A 15,729-nucleotide genomic window follows, 5' to 3' on the forward strand; every position below is an offset into this window, starting at 1 on the left:
GCGCCGGCGAGGCCGGTGTGACGTACCAGATGGCGACCGCGCTGCTCGGGTACACCGACTCCTCGCTGCTGGACGAGGTGGTGGACGCGTTCGCGGCGCAGGACGGCGCGACGGTGTTCCAGGTGGTCGACCGGGTGGTCGAGGGCGGGCACGACCCGCGGCGTTTCGTCACGGACCTGCTTGAGCGGCTGCGCGACCTGGTGATCCTGGCCACAGTGCCGGACGCGGGGGAGAAGGGTCTGATCGACGCCCCGGCCGACCGGGTCGCGGTGATGCAGGCGCAGGCCGACCGCTTCGGTCGGGCCGAGCTGAGCCGTGCCGCGGACCTGGTCAACACCGGCCTGACGGAGATGCGCGGCAACGCCGCCCCCCGGCTGCAGCTGGAGCTGATCTGCGCCCGGGTGATGCTGCCCGGCGCGTACGGGGACGAGCTGTCGACGCAGGCCCGGCTGGACAAGCTGGAGCGCCGGGCCGCCACCGGCGGGTTCGCCGCGCCGATGGCGTTCCAGCCCGCGCCGGTGGAGACGCCGGTGCAGCAGCCGGTCGTCCCGCAGGCCCAGCCTCCCGTGCAACCGGCACCGGCCCCCGTGCAGCAGGCCCCGGCGCCGGCTGCCGCACCCGCTCCCGCACCGTCGGGCCCGGCCCCGGGGGCCTGGCCGATCCCGCGCAGCTTCCCCTCGGCGGGCCAGACCCCGCCGCCCGCCCCGACCCCGCAGCCGCAGGCCCAGCCGGTCCAGCCGGTCCAGCAGCCCCCGCAAGCACAGCCGCAGCAGCCGCAGGCCCCGGCCCCGCAGCCGGCCGCCGCGCCGCCCACCGGCCAGCCCACCGCGGCCGCGCAGCAGGGCGCGGCGCAGATCCGGCAGATGTGGCCGCAGATCCTGGAGGCGGTGAAGAACCGCCGCCGGTTCACCTGGATCCTGCTCAGCCAGAACGGCCAGGTGGCGGGCTTCGACGGCAGCACGCTGCAGGTGTCGTTCGTGAACGCGGGCGCCCGGGACAGTTTCGTCGGCAGCCACAGCGACGAGGTGCTGCGGCAGGCGCTGACGGACGCGCTGGGCGTGGACTGGCGGGTGGAGTGCATCGTCGACCCGTCCGGTGGCACCTCCTCACCGTCCGGACAGTCCGCATCGGCCTCGTACGCGCCCCCGGCCCCGCCGGCCGGTGGCGGCTGGGGCGCCCCGGCGCAGGCCCCGCAGCCTGCCGCGCCCGCTCCGGCCCCGCAGCCGTCGGCACCTGTCGCGCCGCCCGTCCAGCAGGCCCCGGTCGCCCCGGCTCCGCAGCCGTCGGCGCCCACGCCGCAGGCCGCGGCGCCGTCCGCGCCGCCCGCTCCGCCGGTGCAGGCCGCCCCTGCGGTCGCGCCGGAGGACGACATCCCGGAGGAGGACGACCCGGATCTGAACGAGGAGGCGTTCTCGGCGCGGGACCTGATCGTCCGCGAGCTGGGGGCGACGGTGCTGGAGGAGATCCACCACCGTCCGGGCTGAGTCGTCGCCGGTGGCGGCCTCGCGGAACTGACGTGGGGCCGACGGGCGGCCGCGTAGGCTCGGGGGCAGGTGTCGGCGCGGGTGCTTGCGGTGGTTCGCGTCGGCCGTGTGAGTGCCGATGGATCGAGGAGAGTGCCGTGTTCCCTGGTGGCCAGCCGAACATGCAGCAGTTGCTGAAGCAGGCGCAGAAGATGCAGGAGGAGCTCGGCCGGGCTCAGAAGGAGCTCGCCGAGACCGTGGTCCGCGGCTCCGCGGGCGGCGGTCTGGTGGAGGTCACGGTGACGGGCGCCGGCGAGCTGACGTCGGTGACCATCTCCCCGGAGGCGGTCGACCCGGAGGACACCGAGACCCTGGGCGACCTGGTGCTGGCCGCGGTGCGCGACGCCAACGCGGCGGCGCAGAAGCTCCAGGCGGAGCGGATGGGCCCGCTGGCCCAGGGCCTGGGCGGCGCGGGCATCCCGGGCCTCCCGTTCTGAACGCCCACCGCAACCGGGCCACGCACAGCAAACTGAACTGCACGCGGTGACCGAGCACAGCGACTGAACTGCACGCGGTGACCGCGCACAGCAGCCGAGCCGCACGTGGCAGTCGAGCCGCACAACGCGGCCGGGCCGCCCGCGGCCCTGCCGCGCGTGACACCGAGCAACGCTGAACAACTCTGAGCAGTGGCCCGGCAGTTCCTGAACGCTTGCTGGCAGTGAGTTGTGTGATTTATGAGCCAGTAGGGCGTCGGGCGGTGTGTCCGGCGCCCGATTCGTTGGATGATGGCACCGGAGTGCGAACCCCGGTCGAAGGAAGGCGTGGCGGTGTACGAGGGCGTGGTGCAGGACCTGATCGACGAGCTGGGCAGGCTGCCCGGAGTCGGTCCGAAGAGCGCCCAGCGGATCGCCTTCCACATCCTGCAGTCCGATCCGGTGGACGTGCGGCGGCTGGCGTACGCGCTGCAGCAGGTGAAGGAGAAGGTGCGGTTCTGTGCGGTCTGCGGCAACGTCGCGGAGTCCGAGCAGTGCCGGGTCTGCCTGGATCCGCGTCGCGACCTCGCGGTGATCTGCGTGGTGGAGGAGCCCAAGGACGTGGTGGCGATCGAGCGGACGCGCGAGTTCCGCGGCCGCTACCACGTGCTGGGCGGGGCGATCAGCCCGATCGAGGGGGTCGGCCCGGACGATCTGCGGATCCGTGAGCTGATGACCAGGCTCGCGGACGGCACGGTCACCGAGCTGATCCTGGCCACCGACCCCAATCTGGAGGGGGAGGCGACCGCGACCTACCTGGCCCGGCTGTGCAAGCCGATGGGCCTCAAGGTCACCCGGCTGGCGAGCGGACTGCCCGTCGGCGGGGACTTGGAGTACGCCGACGAGGTCACCCTCGGCCGGGCGTTCGAAGGGAGACGACTGCTCGATGTCTGACCGAACCGACACCGCTGACCCAACCGACACCGCTGACCGAACCCACCCGTCGGACCCGTCCCGGCTGCTGGGCCGGACCGAGGCCCCGGACGACTTCGCGGTGCAGATCGCGGACTCGGTGGAGAGCTTCGTGCTGGCCGTCACCGAGGTCGCCAAGGGCGACGAGCCGGGCAGTGCGATCTCGCTGCTGCTGCTGGAGGTGTCGCAGCTGCTGCTGGCCGGCGGTCGGCTGGGCGCCATCGAGGACGTGCTGCCGGAGGACCGCTTCGAGCCGGACGCCGGCCCGGAGCCGGACGGGGTGGAGCTGCGCGAGCGGCTCGCCGAGCTGCTGGCGCCGATCGACGTCTACCACGAGGTGTTCGACCCGTACGGCCCGCCGGAGAAGCCGAGCGCGTTCCGGATTTCGGACGACCTGGCGGGGGTGGTCAGCGAGCTGCGGCACGGCCTGACGCACTACCGCGAGGGCCGGGTGTCGGAGGCGCTGTGGTGGTGGCAGTTCTCGTACCTGTCCAACTGGGGTTCGACCTGCACGGCGGTGCTGCGGGCGCTGCAGTCGCTGATCGCGCACGTCCGGCTGGACTCGCCGCTGGGCGCGGTGCCGGACGGGGCGGACACCGACGACGACGGGCTGACGGACGAGCAGCTGGAGCAGCAGGCGGGCGACCTGATGGCGGCCGAGCTCGGCCTGTAGCCGCACACCGGGCGCGGCAGCGCCCGACGGGGGAGTGTGACGCACCAGTCACCCACGGGCCGGAGGAGAAGATTCCGGACGCGGAGACGGTGCGTGGGCGGCGATTCTTCGGATCGGGTGGCCGGAGCCCGCAGACCTGACGGTCCGCGGTGATCAGAGTTCGATATTCGTATCTCACGATGTGGAAGACGTCGGTCGGAACATCCCTGCTCGTTAGACTGGCGGCGACCTACCACCCCAAGTCGAGGAGCCCCCGTGGGCCTTGTCGTGCAGAAGTACGGCGGCTCATCCGTCGCGGATGCCGAAGGCATCAAGCGCGTCGCCCGCCGAATCGTGGACACCCGGAAGGCCGGCCATGAGGTCGTCGTCGTGGTCTCCGCGATGGGTGACACCACGGACGAGCTCATCGAACTCGCGGAACAGGTGACGCCTATTCCGTCCGGCCGTGAGTTCGACATGCTGCTGACCGCCGGAGAGCGCATCTCCATGGCGCTGCTGGCGATGGCGATCAAAACGCTGGGCTTCGACGCCCAGTCGTTCACCGGCAGCCAGGCCGGTGTGATCACCGACGCGACGCACAACAAGGCGCGGATCATCGACGTGACGCCGGGTCGGATCCGCAACGCCCTGGACGAGGGCAACGTCGCGATCGTGGCCGGCTTCCAGGGTGTCTCGCAGGTCTCCAAGGACATCACCACGCTGGGCCGCGGCGGCTCCGACACCACCGCGGTGGCGCTGGCGGCCGCGCTGGGCGCCGAGGTGTGCGAGATCTACACCGACGTGGACGGCGTGTTCACCGCCGACCCGCGGGTGGTCAAGAAGGCCCGGAAGATCGACTGGATCGCCTTCGAGGACATGCTGGAGCTGGCCTCGTCCGGCTCCAAGGTGCTGCTCGACCGCTGCGTGGAGTACGCCCGGCGCTACAACATCCCGATTCACGTACGATCCTCGTTCTCCGGTCTGCCGGGGACTATCGTCAGCGGAACCAACCCGAACCAGCCCGAAGGGGGCGAGATGGAGCAGGCCATCATCTCCGGAGTCGCCCACGACACGTCGGAGGCCAAGGTCACCGTCGTCGGCGTGCCGGACAAGCCGGGCGAGGCGGCCCGGATCTTCCGCGCCATCGCGGACGCCGAGGTCAACATCGACATGGTGGTGCAGAACGTCTCCGCCGCCGCCACCGGCCTCACCGACATCTCCTTCACCCTGCCCAGCACCGAGGGCCAGAAGGCCATCGACGCGCTGAACCGGGTCAAGGCGGGCATCGGCTACGAGTCGCTGCGCTACGACGACGCGATCGGCAAGATCTCGCTGGTCGGCGCCGGCATGCGCTCCAACCCGGGCGTCACCGCGACGTTCTTCGAGGCGCTGTCCGAGGCGGGCGTGAACATCGAGCTGATCTCCACCTCGGAGATCCGGATCTCGGTGGTCACCCGCGCCGAGGACGTGCCGGAGGCGGTCCGCGCCGTGCACACCGCCTTCGGGCTGGACAGCTCCGGCGACGAGGCGGTCGTCTACGGCGGCACCGGCCGCTGACTCCCGACAGGATCCCCCGCGCACAGCGCAGAGGTTGTGTGCGGGACGGGTGAAGCGGACCCTGATCGTCCGCCGGGTCTGCCAGAATCCCCCTTCGGAGCGACGTGCTCCGGAGGGGATTCCCGCTCTGCGGAAGAACTCCCCCGACGTGGGGCAACCAGGACAGGGGATCGGGTGTCCAACCAGCGTGATGAACGTGACAGGGGCGGCGGTGGCGATCACCCTGCCCGGGGCGGCCCGGCGGGCCGGTAGTCGGATGGGCTTTGCTGCGGCGGCAGCGGACGCGACCGGGGCCAGCGTCGACCAGCTCACCGACACCTACCGGGCCCACTACCGTTCCCTGCTGCGGCTCGCCGCACTGCTGCTGGACGACCTGTCCTCCTGCGAGGACGTCGTGCAGGAGGCGTTCATCCGGGTGCACGCCGCCCGGCGTCGGGTCCGTGATCCCGAGAAGACCCTGGCGTACCTGCGGCAGACCGTGGTCAACCTGTCCCGCTCCACGCTGCGCCGCCGACTGCTCGGCCTGCGCCTGCTGCCCAAGCCGATGCCTGACATGGCCAGTGCAGAAGAGGGGGCATACGATGCGCTGGAGCGCGATGCACTGAAGGCCGCGCTACGGGGGTTGCAACGCCGTCAGCGGGAGGTGCTGGTGCTGCGCTACTACGCCGATCTGACGGAGGCACAGGTCGCGGAGGTGCTCGGCATCTCCATCGGCTCGGTCAAGGCCTACGGGTCGCGCGGACTGGCCGCCCTGCGGGTGCGGCTGGGGACCGGCGATGACTGACCAGCACCGACCGCACCCGCTCGGCGAACTGACCGAGGACCAGCTCCGCGGCCTGCTGCGCCGCGCCGTCGCCGACGTCCAGCCCGAACCCGGGGCGCTGCCCCGGCTGCGCACCGCGGTGCCCCGCCGCCGGGCCGCCCGGCGGCGCGCCCTGGGCGGCGCGGCGGTGCTGGCCGCCGCCGTCGCCGTACTGCCCGTGGTGCACGCCGCCCAGCCGTTCCACCTGTCCGGCGACCCCACCGGCGGCCAGGCCGCGCCCGGCGGCCACGCGGTCGGCCCGGGCAACTCCGCGGCCGCCCCGGGCGTCCCGCACAGCGCCGCCACCGCGACCGTCGCCGGGCGCGACGGCACCGGCCCCGAGGCCTCCGTCGGCCCGAGTGCCGACAGCAGCCCGGGCGCCTCGGCCGCCGCCGCGCCGCAGTGCACCCGCGCCGACCTCGGCCGGGCCCAGGCCCAGCAGGGCGACGCCGCCCCGGCCGACGGCCGGATCTACGGCTCGTTCCGGCTCACCAACATCGCCGGCCACCCGTGCCGGGTCACCGACCCGGGAACCCTCCAACTCGGCTCCGGCGCCACCGGCGTCCGCCTGACCGCCCACACCGTCGGCGACCAGGCCGGCGGGCTGCCCGACCCGGCCGGGCTGCCGCACGAGCTGCTGCTCGGGCCCGGAGCCTCCTTCCTGGTCCGGTTCGCCTGGGTGCCCACCCACTGCGCCACCCCCTCGCCGTCCCCCACCGCCACCGGCCTGCCGCCCGCCGTCGGCACCGCCGAACTTCCCGCCGCTGCCGCCGTCGACGGACCGGCCGGCAGCGCCCCCGCGATCGCCGCGGTCGCCGACTCCAGCCCCACCGCCGAGCCCACCCCCGCCGTCCCTCCGGCGGCCACCACTTTCGCGCTCGGCTACGCCCTCGACCCGAACGCCGGGCCCGTCGCCACCACCGCCCTTCCCGTCGGCTGCGGCGGCACGGTCTACCACACCGCCCCCGAACCGGCCCCCGCCCCCGGCAGTGGCCCGACCTCATCGCCGTCCGCCACTCCCTGAGCGGCGGTCAGGCCTGACGGGTCGGCAGCACCACCACGTGGCGCAGGTTGACGTGCCGCGGGCAGCCGACGACGTACCCGACCAGGTCGGCGACGTCGGCGGGGGAGAGCGCGCCGATCGCGTCGAACATCGCGCCGAGCTGGCCGTCCGGGCCGAGCGCGGGGTTGTCGATGTGGCTGCCCAGCTCGGTGTCGGTCAGCCCGGGCTCGACGGTGGTGACCCGCACGTCGCGCGGGCCGTACTCGGAGCGCAGCGCCGCCGACAGCTGGGTGACGGCGGCCTTGGTGGCGCCGTACACCGCGTAGTTCGGGAACACCACGTGGGCGCCGATCGAGGAGACGTTCAGCAGGTCGGCGGTGGCGCCGGCGGCCGCGGCGGCCACCAGGTCCGGGCCGAAGGCGCGGACGACGTGCAGCACGCCCGTCAGATTGGTGTCGATCATGCGGGTCCACTCGTCGACCCGGCCGTCGTCCACCGGGTTGGGCAGCATCACGCCGGCCGCGTTCACCACCAGGTCCACCCGGCCGAGGGCGGCGTGCACCTGCTGCCGGGCGGCGTCCACCGAGGCCGGGTCGGTGACGTCGGCGGGCGCCGCCAGCGCGTTCGGGCCGAGTTCGGCGGCCAGCCGCTCCAGGCGGTCCTTGCGGCGGGCGAGCAGCGCCACCCGGGCGCCGTCCGCGACGAGCTGCCGGGCGACGGCCTCGCCGATGCCGCTGGCCGCGCCGGTGACGACGGCGGTCCGGCTGTCCGGGGTCGGGTGTGCCATGGGATCCACGCTCCTGTCGGGTCTGCTGCGGTGACGTCCACGAGTCTCGGCGCGCGCCGTGCGCCGAGCCAGGGGCGGGCTTTTCCTGGGTCTGCGAGAACCACCTTCGGGTCCGTCCGCCCGACGTATCGTCAGGGCATGAACGAAGTGGGGGAGTTCCTGCGCCTGCGCCGGGCCCGGATCCGGCCGTCCGACGTCGGACTGCCGGAGTTCGGTCGGCGGCGCCGGGTGCCGGGGCTGCGCCGCGAGGAGGTCGCGCAGCTCGCCGGGGTGAGCGTCGACTACTACGTGCGGCTCGAACAGGGCCGCGGCGACGGCGTCTCGGCGGAGGTGCTGGACGCGGTGGCCCGGGTGCTGCGCCTGGACCGGACCGAGCGGCAGCACCTGCACGACCTGGCCCGGCCGCCGCGCGAGGCCGCCCGGCGCAGCCCGCGGCAGCTGCGGGGCGGTCTGCGGCTGGTGCTGGACGCGTTGGACGCGCCCGCGTTCGTGCTCGGCCGGTGCCTGGACGTGGTGGCCTGGAACGCGCCGGGCGACGCCGTGATGGGGTTCTCCGCGATGCCGCCCGGGCAGTGCAACGTGGCCCGGCACGCGTTCCTGTCGGCGGCCGGGCGCCGGCTCTACCCCGAGTTCGAGCGGGTCGCCGCCGAGACCGCGGCGTTCCTGCGGGTGGACGCGGCCCGGCACCCGGACGACCCGGAGCTGGCGGCGCTGCTCGCCGACCTCGCCGCCGACCCGCTGTTCGCCGAGCTGTGGGCGCGGCACGGCGTCCGGGAGAAGACCAGCGGCCGCAAGCTGCTGCTGCACCCGCGGGTGGGCGAGCTGGACGTCGGCTACGAGACGCTCACCCCGCCCGGCGAGCCCGGGCTGCAGCTGGTCGTCTACACCGCGGAGCCTGGCTCGCCCACCGCCGAGCGGCTGGCGCTGCTGACGGACGCCGCCCGGCTCTGAGCCGGGGCGTCAGATGCCGAGCGACTCGGCGCGGGCCTCGGCGCGCAGCAGCAGGGCGTGCACCTCGGCCTGCCGGCGGCCCGGGCGGTCGTTCCACAGGTCGGGCGAGGCGGCCGGTCGGCCGGTGGCGTGCAGCACCTCCATGACCTGGGTGCGGGCCCGGCGCACCGTGTACGCGGTGCCGTAGCCGTGCGCGAGGACGGCGGTCTGCGCGCCGAGCAGGCAGACCCGGCCGGCCGCGTCCCACATCGCGCCCTGGATCCAGCCGGCCTCGGCGAGGTAGCGGGAGGTCAGCCGCAGGTGCCCGGCGACGGTGATCGCCACCGGGCGGGCGGGGCGGCGGACCAGCCGGTCCAGCAGGGTGCGGCGCGGCAGCGGGTACCCGAAGTTCCAGGCCTGCCGGACGGAGCCGTACGGCCCGCCGTCCCAATCGGGCTCGACTTCGGGCTGCGCGGGCAGCGGGAGCAGCGGCAGCCGCTCGGGGGCGGGGAGCCCGGCCAGGTACTGCTCGATCTCCTCGACCAGGCCGAGGTGCTGGGCGAGGACGGGCAGGTCGAGCCGGTCGAGCCGGTCGAACGGCGGCGCGGACGCGGGCATGGCACAACTCCTCCGGTCGGTATGTCGTATTTGTACCTCTTCCGCTGATCGTCCGTCGGTCGCCGCACCGAAGCCGTTCCGTGTCCCCATCGTTCGTCGCCACCGTTCCGTTCACCGCCCGGAATCGGGTTGGATGAGGGTATGAACGAGCAGACGAATGTCGTTCCGGCGTGGGAGCAGCGGTTCCGGGCAGCGCGGGTCTCGCTGCCCGACTGGGCGGACGAGGCACCGGAGCGGGCGCTGTACGTGTCCAACGCGACCGGCACCTACGAGGTGTACGCGTGGGACCGCGCCACCGACGAGCACCGCCGGGTCACCGACCGCCCCAACGGCACCACCGATGCCGAGCTCAGCCCGGACGGCGAGTGGATCTGGTGGTTCGACGACACCGACGGCGACGAGTTCGGCGTCTGGCGCCGCCAGCCGTTCGCCGGCGGCCCCGACCAGGAGGCCGTGCCCGGCGTCCCCGCCGCCTACGAGGCGGGCCTGGCGTTCGGCCGCGACGGCACCGTGGTGGTCGGCACCTCCACCGACGACGAGGGCACCACCCTGTACCTGCGCCGCCCCGGCGCCACCGAGCCCGAGGTGGTCTACCACCACGCCGAGTACGGCGGCGTCGGCGACCTGTCCCACGACAGCTCCCTGCTGGCCGTCGACCACACCGAGCACGGCGACGCCATGCACGGGGCGATCCGGGTGCTGCGGCTGTCCGACGGCGCCACCGTCGCCCAGCTCGACGAGGTCACCGGCCGCGCCGAGCCGCGCGGCGTGTCCTGCCTCGGCTTCGCGCCCGCCGCCGGCGACACCCGGCTGCTGGTCGCCCACCAGCGCACCGGCCGCTGGGAGCCGATGCTGTGGGACGTCGCCACCGGCGCCGAGACCGAACTGGCCCTCCGCGACGAGCAGGGCCGTCCGTTCCCCGGCGACCTGTCCGCGCAGTGGCGGCCCGACGCCCGCTCGCTGCTGATCGAGCACGAGTACGAGGCCCGCTCCGAGCTGTTCTCGTACCAGTTGGAGACCGGCGAGCTGACCCGGCTGGACACCCCGCGCGGCACCGTCGCCGGGGCCACCGCCCGCCCCGACGGCACGGTCGAGTTCCTGTGGTCCTCGGCCGCCGAGCCGTCCGCGGTGCGCTCCACCGCCGGCACCGTGGTGCTGCGCGCGCCCGGCCCGGTGCCGCCGGCCTCGGTCCCGGTCGAGGACGTCTGGGTGGACGGCCCCGGCGGTCGGGTGCACGCCCTGGTGCAGCGCCCCACCGGCGAAGGCCCGCACCCGACGGTGTTCGAGGTGCACGGCGGCCCCACCCACCACGACAGCGACTCCTTCGCGGCCGGCCCCGCCGCCTGGCTCGACCACGGCTTCGCGGTGGTCCGGGTCAACTACCGCGGCTCCACCGGCTACGGCCAGGCCTGGACCGACGCGCTCACCGAACGCATCGGCCTGATCGAGCTGGAGGACATCGCCGCGGTCCGCGACTGGGCGGTCGCCTCCGGCCTGGCCGACGCCGACCGGCTGGTGCTGTCCGGCGGCTCCTGGGGCGGCTACCTGACCCTGCTCGGCCTCGGCACCCAGCCCGACCTGTGGACCCTCGGCCTGGCCGCCGTCCCGGTCGCCGACTACCTCACCGCGTACGCGGACGAGATGGAGGCGCTGAAGTCGCTGGACCGCACGCTGTTCGGCGGCACCCCCGAGGAGGTCCCCGAGCGCTGGCACGCCTCCTCGCCGCTGTCGTACGTCGAGCAGGTCAAGGCCCCGGTCTACATCAGCGCCGGCGTCAACGACCCGCGCTGCCCGATCCGGCAGATCGACAACTACGTCCAGCGGCTGGCGGAGCTCGGCAAGGTCCACGAGGTGTACCGCTACGATGCCGGGCACGGTTCGCTGGTCGTCGACGAGCGGATCAAGCAGCTTCGTCTGGAGATCGACTTCGTCCGGCGACACCTGGCCCCCGGCACCGTCCGGTGACCCGGTAGACCCGGTCGGCTGGGGGGACAACCGATGGGTGGACGCGCCGCGCTGGCCGTCGCCGCGGTCGGCGCGATCGTGCTGACCGCGGCCGGCTGCTCGACGAGCAGTCAGAAGTACGACTGCGTGGAGGCCGCCGCGCCCGCGCGCGCGGACACCGGCATCGACCTGCACGTCCTCGCCAAGGGGAAGAGCGGCGGCCGCAGCTCCAAGGGCTCCAGCGGCTCCAAGGGGTCGAGCGGCTCCAGCGGGTCCGGCGTCTCGCCCCACACGGGCGGCGGCGGCACCCGAGTGGTCCACCACTACCACCACCGGCCGGGCTCCACCCGCAGCGACGACTACGTCGACGAGTGCGGCAACCCGTCGCCCGCACCGGGCTCGGGCTTCGGCGACTTCGACCCCGGCGGCTGCGCCGGGGCGAGCCGGCTGCCCGCCGCGACCCCCGCCACCGGCTCGCCCTCGGCGTCGGCCGGCGCGGCGTCGCCGAGCGCCGCCGCCCCGCCCTGCCCGAGCGCCTCGCCGTCCGGGAGCGCCGCGGCCTCGCCGTCCGCCCTCCCGTCGGCGAAGGCGACGCCGTCCGCCTCGCGGTCCGGGACGCGCTGACGCTCCGGGAGAGCGGTGGGAGGTCAGTCCAGGGCCGGGTCCAGTCCGAGGGCCCGGTCCTGGGCGGCCTCTGCCTCGCGGCGCACCAGCCGGAACCACATGAAGACCACGAACCCGGCGAAGACGAACCACTCCAACGTGTAGCCCAGGTTCTGGAACGCCCGCAGGCTCAGCCCGTCGCCGCCCTGCGGCTGCACCGTCGGCACCGCCGTCAGCCCCGCCGGGACGTCGTCGGCCGCCACCCAGCCGTCGTACACCGGGTACGGCAGCACGTTCACCAGCGTCGCCGGGCTGATCGTGCCCAGCTGCCCGGCCGGCAGGCCGCCCGCCACCGCGCCGCCGCTGCCGCTGTTCTCCGGGGCCTGCAGCCGGCCCGTCACGCTGACCTGCCCGGACGGCACCTCCGGCGCCGCCCCCGGGGAGCCCGCTACCCAGCCGCGCACCACGGGCACCGCCGGGCCGCCGTCGGTGCGCAGCGGCGTGAGCACGTAGTAGCCCGAGCGGCCGTCCACCGTGCGGTTCGGCACCAGCAGCTGGTGCGCGGCGTCGTACGAGCCCGTGAAGCTCACCGTCCGGCCCAGGGTGTCGGTGCCGACCTTCGCCGCGGTGTCCGGCAGGATCTCGGAGAGCGGGCGGGCCCGGCTCTCGGCGGAGACCGCCTTGTTGATCTCCTGGTGCGTCGACACCCGGCTCTCGAACCGGCCCAACTGCCAGGAGCCGAGCATCAGGCAGACTCCGATCGCCGCCACCGCGACGACCGTGCCGACAAGCCAACGCGGGCTGAACAGGAACCGGTACACCCCACCACGGTAACCATTCCTGACATCGCCCCCGACCGCCGGGTGCGCCCGTCGTAGGGTGGCGCGGTGACCTCGCTCATCGCCCCGCTGGCCGCCGACCACCTCCACGCCCGCTCCGAGGCCCTCGCCGACCTGCTGCTGGACGCCGTGGCCGACGGCGCCTCGGTCGGCTTCCTGGCCGGCACCGGCCGCGACGAGGCGGCCGCCTGGTGGCGGACCCTGCACCCGTCCGTCGCCGACGGCAGCCGACTGCTGTGGACGGCGTCCGGCCCCGACGGCCGCCTGCTGGGCACCGTGGCCCTGGTCCGCGAGACCCGGCCGAACGGCACGCACCGCGCCGAGGTCTCCAAGCTGCTGGTGCACCGCGACGCCCGCGGCGCGGGCCTGGGGCGGCGGCTGCTGACCACCGCCGAGCAGGCCGCCCGGGACGCCGGCGCCACCCTGCTGCTGCTCGACACCCAGACCGGCAGCGCCGCCGAACACCTCTACCGCGGCGCCGGCTGGACGGCCTTCGGCACCGTCCCCGGCCATGCCGCCACTCCGGACGGGGTCCTCGCCGACACCACCTACTACTACAAGCAGCTCATCGGCTGACGGGCCGCTGCCTGCTCAGGCGGCGCTGTCCGGCCGGAGGAACTCGGGCTGGTCCAGCAGCCGCAGCCAGCTGCCGTCCGCCTGCTGCCGCACCACCTGGGCGCGGGCCCCGGCGCCGTCCTTCGGCGGGGTGGCGGTCAGCGCGATGCCGTCCGCGGCCAGCGTCGGCAGCGGCGGCTCCGGGGTGAACCGCGGACGGTTCGTCAGCACCCGCTCCCACAGCACCCGGATCGCCTCCCGGCCGACCGTGAGCTGCCCCGGCGGGTACGCCACCACGGCGTGCTCCTCGTACAGCGCGGCGACCCCGGCGGCGTCGCCCGCGTTGGAGCGCTCCACGAACAGCCGGGTCAGGTCCTCCGGGCGCATCGCCTTCTCGTACTCGCTCATCACGGCCTCCTCGTCGTCGTGCCTCCAGCTTTCCGTGGCCCGTATCAGAAGTCCAACAGCTGGTTCTGTTCGGAACTAGAATCCGTGATTATGGAACTGAGGCAGCTGGAGTACTTCCTCGCCGTCGCCGAGGAGCGCAACTTCACCCGCGCCGCCGAGCGGGTGCACATCAGCCAGTCCGGGGTCAGCGCCCAGATCCGGCAGCTGGAACGCGAACTCGGCGCCGAACTCTTCGACCGCTCGGCCCGCACCGTCACCCTCACCGTGGCCGGCAAGGCCGCCCTCGAACACGCCCGGCAGGCGGTGGCCGCCGCCCGCGCCGTCGGCCAGGCGGTCGGCGAGGTCAGCGACCTGATCCGCGGCAGCCTCACCATCGGCATGGTGGCCGGCTGCACCCTCACCCCGCTCTTCGACGGCCTGGCCGCCTTCCACCGCGCCCACCCCGGCGTCGAACTCGCCCTGCTGGAGGACGACTCCGACCACCTCGCCGACGCCGTCCGCACCGGCGCCCTCGACCTCGCACTGATCGGCTGCGCCGGCGCCGCCCCCGACGGCCTGGACGCGCACACCCTGATCCGCGAACCCCTGGTCGCCGCCGTCCCGCCCGGCCACCCGCTCGCCCGGCCCGCCGTCACCCTCGCCGAACTGCTCGCCCACCCGCTGATCTGCCTGCCGCCCGGCACCGGCGTCCGCACCGTCCTCGACCGCGACTGCGCCGCCGCCGGACTCGCCCCGCGGATCGCCCTGCAGGCCTCCGCCGCCTCCGCGATCGCCGACCTCGCCGCCCGCGGCCTCGGCGTCGCCGTGCTCAGCCGCTCCATGGCCGAGGCCTTCCCCGCCCTGGTGCCGGTCGCCGTCACCGACCTCACCACCCCGGGCCTGCTCGCCCTGGTCTCCCGCCCCGGCCCCGCCCCCGCGCTGCGCGCGCTGCTCACCGAACTGCGCCGGGCGTTCAGCGGCTGAACGCCCCTGAACGCCCAGCGGGGGTAGGTCAGTTCACGAACGCCAGCTCGTGCGGCGTCCCGTTGAACCGCAGGCCGCCGTCCTCCGTCACCGTCACGATGTCCTCGATCCGGACGCCGAACCGGCCCGGCAGGTAGACGCCCGGCTCGATGGAGAAGCACATCCCCGGCACCAGCGGCCGGGTCTCGCCCTCGATCATGTACGGCGGCTCGTGCGTGGTCAGGCCGATGCCGTGGCCGGTGCGGTGGATGAAGTACTCGCCGTACCCGCCCTCGGTGATCACCGCCCGGGCCACCCGGTCGATCTCCTGGCACGTCACCCCCGGCGCCACCGCGTCGAACGCGGCCTGCTGGGCCCGCCGCACCAGGTCGTGCACCTCCTGCACCTCCTTGGGCGGCTCGATGCCGACGAACACCGTGCGGGTGGTGTCCGAGCCGTAGCCGTCCTTCAGCCCGCCGAAGTCCAGCACCACCGTGTCACCGCGCTGGATCACCCGGTCCCCGGCCTCGTGGTGCGGGTTCGCCCCGTTCGGGCCGGAACCCACCACCGTGAAGTCCACCTGGCTGTGCCCGTGCTCGATCAGCAGCGCCGCCAGGTCCGCGGCCACCTCCCGCTCGGTGCGGCCCGCGAACGGCACGCCCAGGATCGCCCCGTACGTCAGGTCCGCCGCCGCGCCCGCCGCCGCCAGCCGGGCCAGCTCGTCCGGCTCCTTCACTGCCCGCAGCATCGGCAGCACCGACGTCAACGAGGCGTACGAGGTGCCCGGCAGCGCCTCCTGGAAGCCCAGCAGGTGCATCGCCCAGGCGTTGTCGGAGATCCCGTACCGGCCGGCCGGGTCCAGATTTGGAGCCAGCACCGCGTACGGGTCCTGGCCGTCGATCCAGTCGGCCATCCGGACCGCCTCCGCACCCGCCGCCCGCTCCGCGTCCGGGCGCTCCAGCTTCGGCACCAGCAGCACCGGCTCGGCGCCCGGCGCGACCACCAGCGCGGTCAGCCGCTCGGTGCCCACCGGGAGATAACCCGTCAGATACGTCAGATCGGGACCGGGCGTGACGACCAGTCCGGCCAGCCCCGCATCGGCGGCAGCCGTCGCGGCACGGGCCATCCGGGCCTGGAAATCGGCCGTGGTGAACGGCTCGGGCATCAGGATCCCCTCCCTC

17 protein-coding genes are annotated in these 15,729 nt (G+C 74.3%); 12 read left to right on the forward strand and 5 right to left on the reverse strand.

Going from position 1 to position 15,729, the window contains the following annotated elements; all coding sequences use genetic code 11:
• The 7 genes from IEZ12_RS19730 to IEZ12_RS40110 all read left to right on the forward strand — a co-directional run.
• The coding region (locus tag IEZ12_RS19730; protein WP_229847708.1) for a DNA polymerase III subunit gamma and tau at positions 1-1,484 on the forward strand (1,484 nt) is incomplete at its 5' end.
• A 161-nt stretch (positions 1,485-1,645) separates the two neighbouring features.
• The gene (locus IEZ12_RS19735; protein ID WP_043915119.1) at positions 1,646-1,960 is read left to right on the forward strand and encodes a YbaB/EbfC family nucleoid-associated protein; all 315 of its coding nucleotides are present in this window, start codon (positions 1,646-1,648) and stop codon (positions 1,958-1,960) included.
• A 330-nt stretch (positions 1,961-2,290) separates the two neighbouring features.
• Positions 2,291-2,890, forward strand: a complete 600-nt coding sequence (recR, locus tag IEZ12_RS19740; RefSeq protein ID WP_100588325.1) for a recombination mediator RecR — start codon at positions 2,291-2,293, stop codon at positions 2,888-2,890.
• Positions 2,883-3,581 carry a DUF5063 domain-containing protein gene (locus IEZ12_RS19745; RefSeq protein ID WP_229847709.1) on the forward strand — a complete coding sequence of 233 codons (699 nt, stop codon included), beginning with the start codon at positions 2,883-2,885 and terminating at the stop codon, positions 3,579-3,581. The genes recR and IEZ12_RS19745 overlap by 8 nt, the downstream gene beginning before the upstream one ends.
• A gap of 255 nt (positions 3,582-3,836) precedes the next feature.
• Complete coding sequence (locus IEZ12_RS19750) at positions 3,837-5,117, forward strand: aspartate kinase (protein ID WP_100588132.1); 1,281 nt, start codon at positions 3,837-3,839, stop codon at positions 5,115-5,117.
• Positions 5,118-5,373: 256 nt separating this feature from the next.
• Entirely contained in the window at positions 5,374-5,901 is a 528-nt protein-coding gene (locus tag IEZ12_RS19755) for a SigE family RNA polymerase sigma factor (protein WP_043915114.1), read from the forward strand.
• A complete protein-coding gene (locus IEZ12_RS40110; RefSeq protein ID WP_189273205.1) occupies positions 5,894-6,943 on the forward strand; it encodes a hypothetical protein in 1,050 nt (349 codons plus the stop codon). Before IEZ12_RS19755 ends, IEZ12_RS40110 begins: the two co-directional genes overlap by 8 nt.
• A 7-nt stretch (positions 6,944-6,950) precedes the next feature.
• On the opposite strand, the gene IEZ12_RS19765 is transcribed toward IEZ12_RS40110, so the two are convergent.
• Positions 6,951-7,709 (reverse strand): SDR family oxidoreductase, encoded by a 759-nt coding sequence (locus IEZ12_RS19765; RefSeq protein ID WP_189273207.1) that lies wholly within the window; start codon positions 7,707-7,709, stop codon positions 6,951-6,953.
• Between the two features lie 138 nt (positions 7,710-7,847).
• Between IEZ12_RS19765 and IEZ12_RS19770 the strand changes: the two genes are divergently transcribed.
• Positions 7,848-8,660 carry a helix-turn-helix transcriptional regulator gene (locus IEZ12_RS19770; RefSeq protein ID WP_189273209.1) on the forward strand — a complete coding sequence of 271 codons (813 nt, stop codon included), beginning with the start codon at positions 7,848-7,850 and terminating at the stop codon, positions 8,658-8,660.
• Between the two features lie 9 nt (positions 8,661-8,669).
• On the opposite strand, the gene IEZ12_RS19775 is transcribed toward IEZ12_RS19770, so the two are convergent.
• A complete protein-coding gene (locus tag IEZ12_RS19775; RefSeq protein ID WP_189273210.1) occupies positions 8,670-9,257 on the reverse strand; it encodes a DUF6197 family protein in 588 nt (195 codons plus the stop codon).
• A 141-nt stretch (positions 9,258-9,398) separates the two neighbouring features.
• Here IEZ12_RS19775 and IEZ12_RS19780 point away from each other — a divergent pair, with 141 nt between their 5' ends.
• A complete protein-coding gene (locus tag IEZ12_RS19780; RefSeq protein ID WP_189273212.1) occupies positions 9,399-11,222 on the forward strand; it encodes a S9 family peptidase in 1,824 nt (607 codons plus the stop codon).
• 33 nt (positions 11,223-11,255) lie between these two features.
• Positions 11,256-11,825 carry a hypothetical protein gene (locus IEZ12_RS19785; RefSeq protein WP_189273214.1) on the forward strand — a complete coding sequence of 190 codons (570 nt, stop codon included), beginning with the start codon at positions 11,256-11,258 and terminating at the stop codon, positions 11,823-11,825.
• Between the two features lie 23 nt (positions 11,826-11,848).
• Here the strand turns inward: IEZ12_RS19785 and IEZ12_RS19790 are convergent, their stop codons facing one another.
• Positions 11,849-12,625 carry an SURF1 family protein gene (locus IEZ12_RS19790; protein WP_189273215.1) on the reverse strand — a complete coding sequence of 259 codons (777 nt, stop codon included), beginning with the start codon at positions 12,623-12,625 and terminating at the stop codon, positions 11,849-11,851.
• A 66-nt stretch (positions 12,626-12,691) separates the two neighbouring features.
• Between IEZ12_RS19790 and IEZ12_RS19795 the strand changes: the two genes are divergently transcribed.
• Positions 12,692-13,219 (forward strand): GNAT family N-acetyltransferase, encoded by a 528-nt coding sequence (locus tag IEZ12_RS19795; RefSeq protein ID WP_229847710.1) that lies wholly within the window; start codon positions 12,692-12,694, stop codon positions 13,217-13,219.
• Positions 13,220-13,234: 15 nt separating this feature from the next.
• On the opposite strand, the gene IEZ12_RS19800 is transcribed toward IEZ12_RS19795, so the two are convergent.
• A complete protein-coding gene (locus IEZ12_RS19800) occupies positions 13,235-13,606 on the reverse strand; it encodes a YybH family protein (RefSeq protein ID WP_189273217.1) in 372 nt (123 codons plus the stop codon).
• Positions 13,607-13,696: 90 nt separating this feature from the next.
• On the opposite strand from IEZ12_RS19800, the gene IEZ12_RS19805 reads away from it, so the two are divergent.
• Complete coding sequence (locus IEZ12_RS19805; RefSeq protein ID WP_189273219.1) at positions 13,697-14,569, forward strand: LysR family transcriptional regulator; 873 nt, start codon at positions 13,697-13,699, stop codon at positions 14,567-14,569.
• 28 nt (positions 14,570-14,597) lie between these two features.
• On the opposite strand, the gene IEZ12_RS19810 is transcribed toward IEZ12_RS19805, so the two are convergent.
• Entirely contained in the window at positions 14,598-15,713 is a 1,116-nt protein-coding gene (locus tag IEZ12_RS19810; protein ID WP_189273221.1) for an aminopeptidase P family protein, read from the reverse strand.
• Between the last annotated feature and the right edge of the window lie 16 nt (positions 15,714-15,729).

Origin of the sequence: Kitasatospora griseola, assembly GCF_014648555.1 — a bacterium.
Classification (GTDB): Bacteria; Actinomycetota; Actinomycetes; order Streptomycetales; family Streptomycetaceae; genus Kitasatospora; species Kitasatospora griseola.

What these genes read in the sequence shown, in the direction of transcription:
- IEZ12_RS40110 (WP_189273205.1), top strand. Translation starts at nt 5,894, where the DNA reads ATGACTGACCAGCACCGACCGCACCCGCTCGGCGAACTGACCGAGGAC.
- IEZ12_RS19775 (WP_189273210.1), bottom strand. Translation starts at nt 9,257, where the DNA reads ATGCCCGCGTCCGCGCCGCCGTTCGACCGGCTCGACCGGCTCGACCTG.
- IEZ12_RS19755 (WP_043915114.1), top strand. Translation starts at nt 5,374, where the DNA reads ATGGGCTTTGCTGCGGCGGCAGCGGACGCGACCGGGGCCAGCGTCGAC.
- IEZ12_RS19780 (WP_189273212.1), top strand. Translation starts at nt 9,399, where the DNA reads ATGAACGAGCAGACGAATGTCGTTCCGGCGTGGGAGCAGCGGTTCCGG.
- IEZ12_RS19805 (WP_189273219.1), top strand. Translation starts at nt 13,697, where the DNA reads ATGGAACTGAGGCAGCTGGAGTACTTCCTCGCCGTCGCCGAGGAGCGC.
- IEZ12_RS19810 (WP_189273221.1), bottom strand. Translation starts at nt 15,713, where the DNA reads ATGCCCGAGCCGTTCACCACGGCCGATTTCCAGGCCCGGATGGCCCGT.
- IEZ12_RS19785 (WP_189273214.1), top strand. Translation starts at nt 11,256, where the DNA reads ATGGGTGGACGCGCCGCGCTGGCCGTCGCCGCGGTCGGCGCGATCGTG.
- IEZ12_RS19735 (WP_043915119.1), top strand. Translation starts at nt 1,646, where the DNA reads ATGCAGCAGTTGCTGAAGCAGGCGCAGAAGATGCAGGAGGAGCTCGGC.
- IEZ12_RS19745 (WP_229847709.1), top strand. Translation starts at nt 2,883, where the DNA reads ATGTCTGACCGAACCGACACCGCTGACCCAACCGACACCGCTGACCGA.
- IEZ12_RS19800 (WP_189273217.1), bottom strand. Translation starts at nt 13,606, where the DNA reads ATGAGCGAGTACGAGAAGGCGATGCGCCCGGAGGACCTGACCCGGCTG.
- IEZ12_RS19770 (WP_189273209.1), top strand. Translation starts at nt 7,848, where the DNA reads ATGAACGAAGTGGGGGAGTTCCTGCGCCTGCGCCGGGCCCGGATCCGG.
- IEZ12_RS19765 (WP_189273207.1), bottom strand. Translation starts at nt 7,709, where the DNA reads ATGGCACACCCGACCCCGGACAGCCGGACCGCCGTCGTCACCGGCGCG.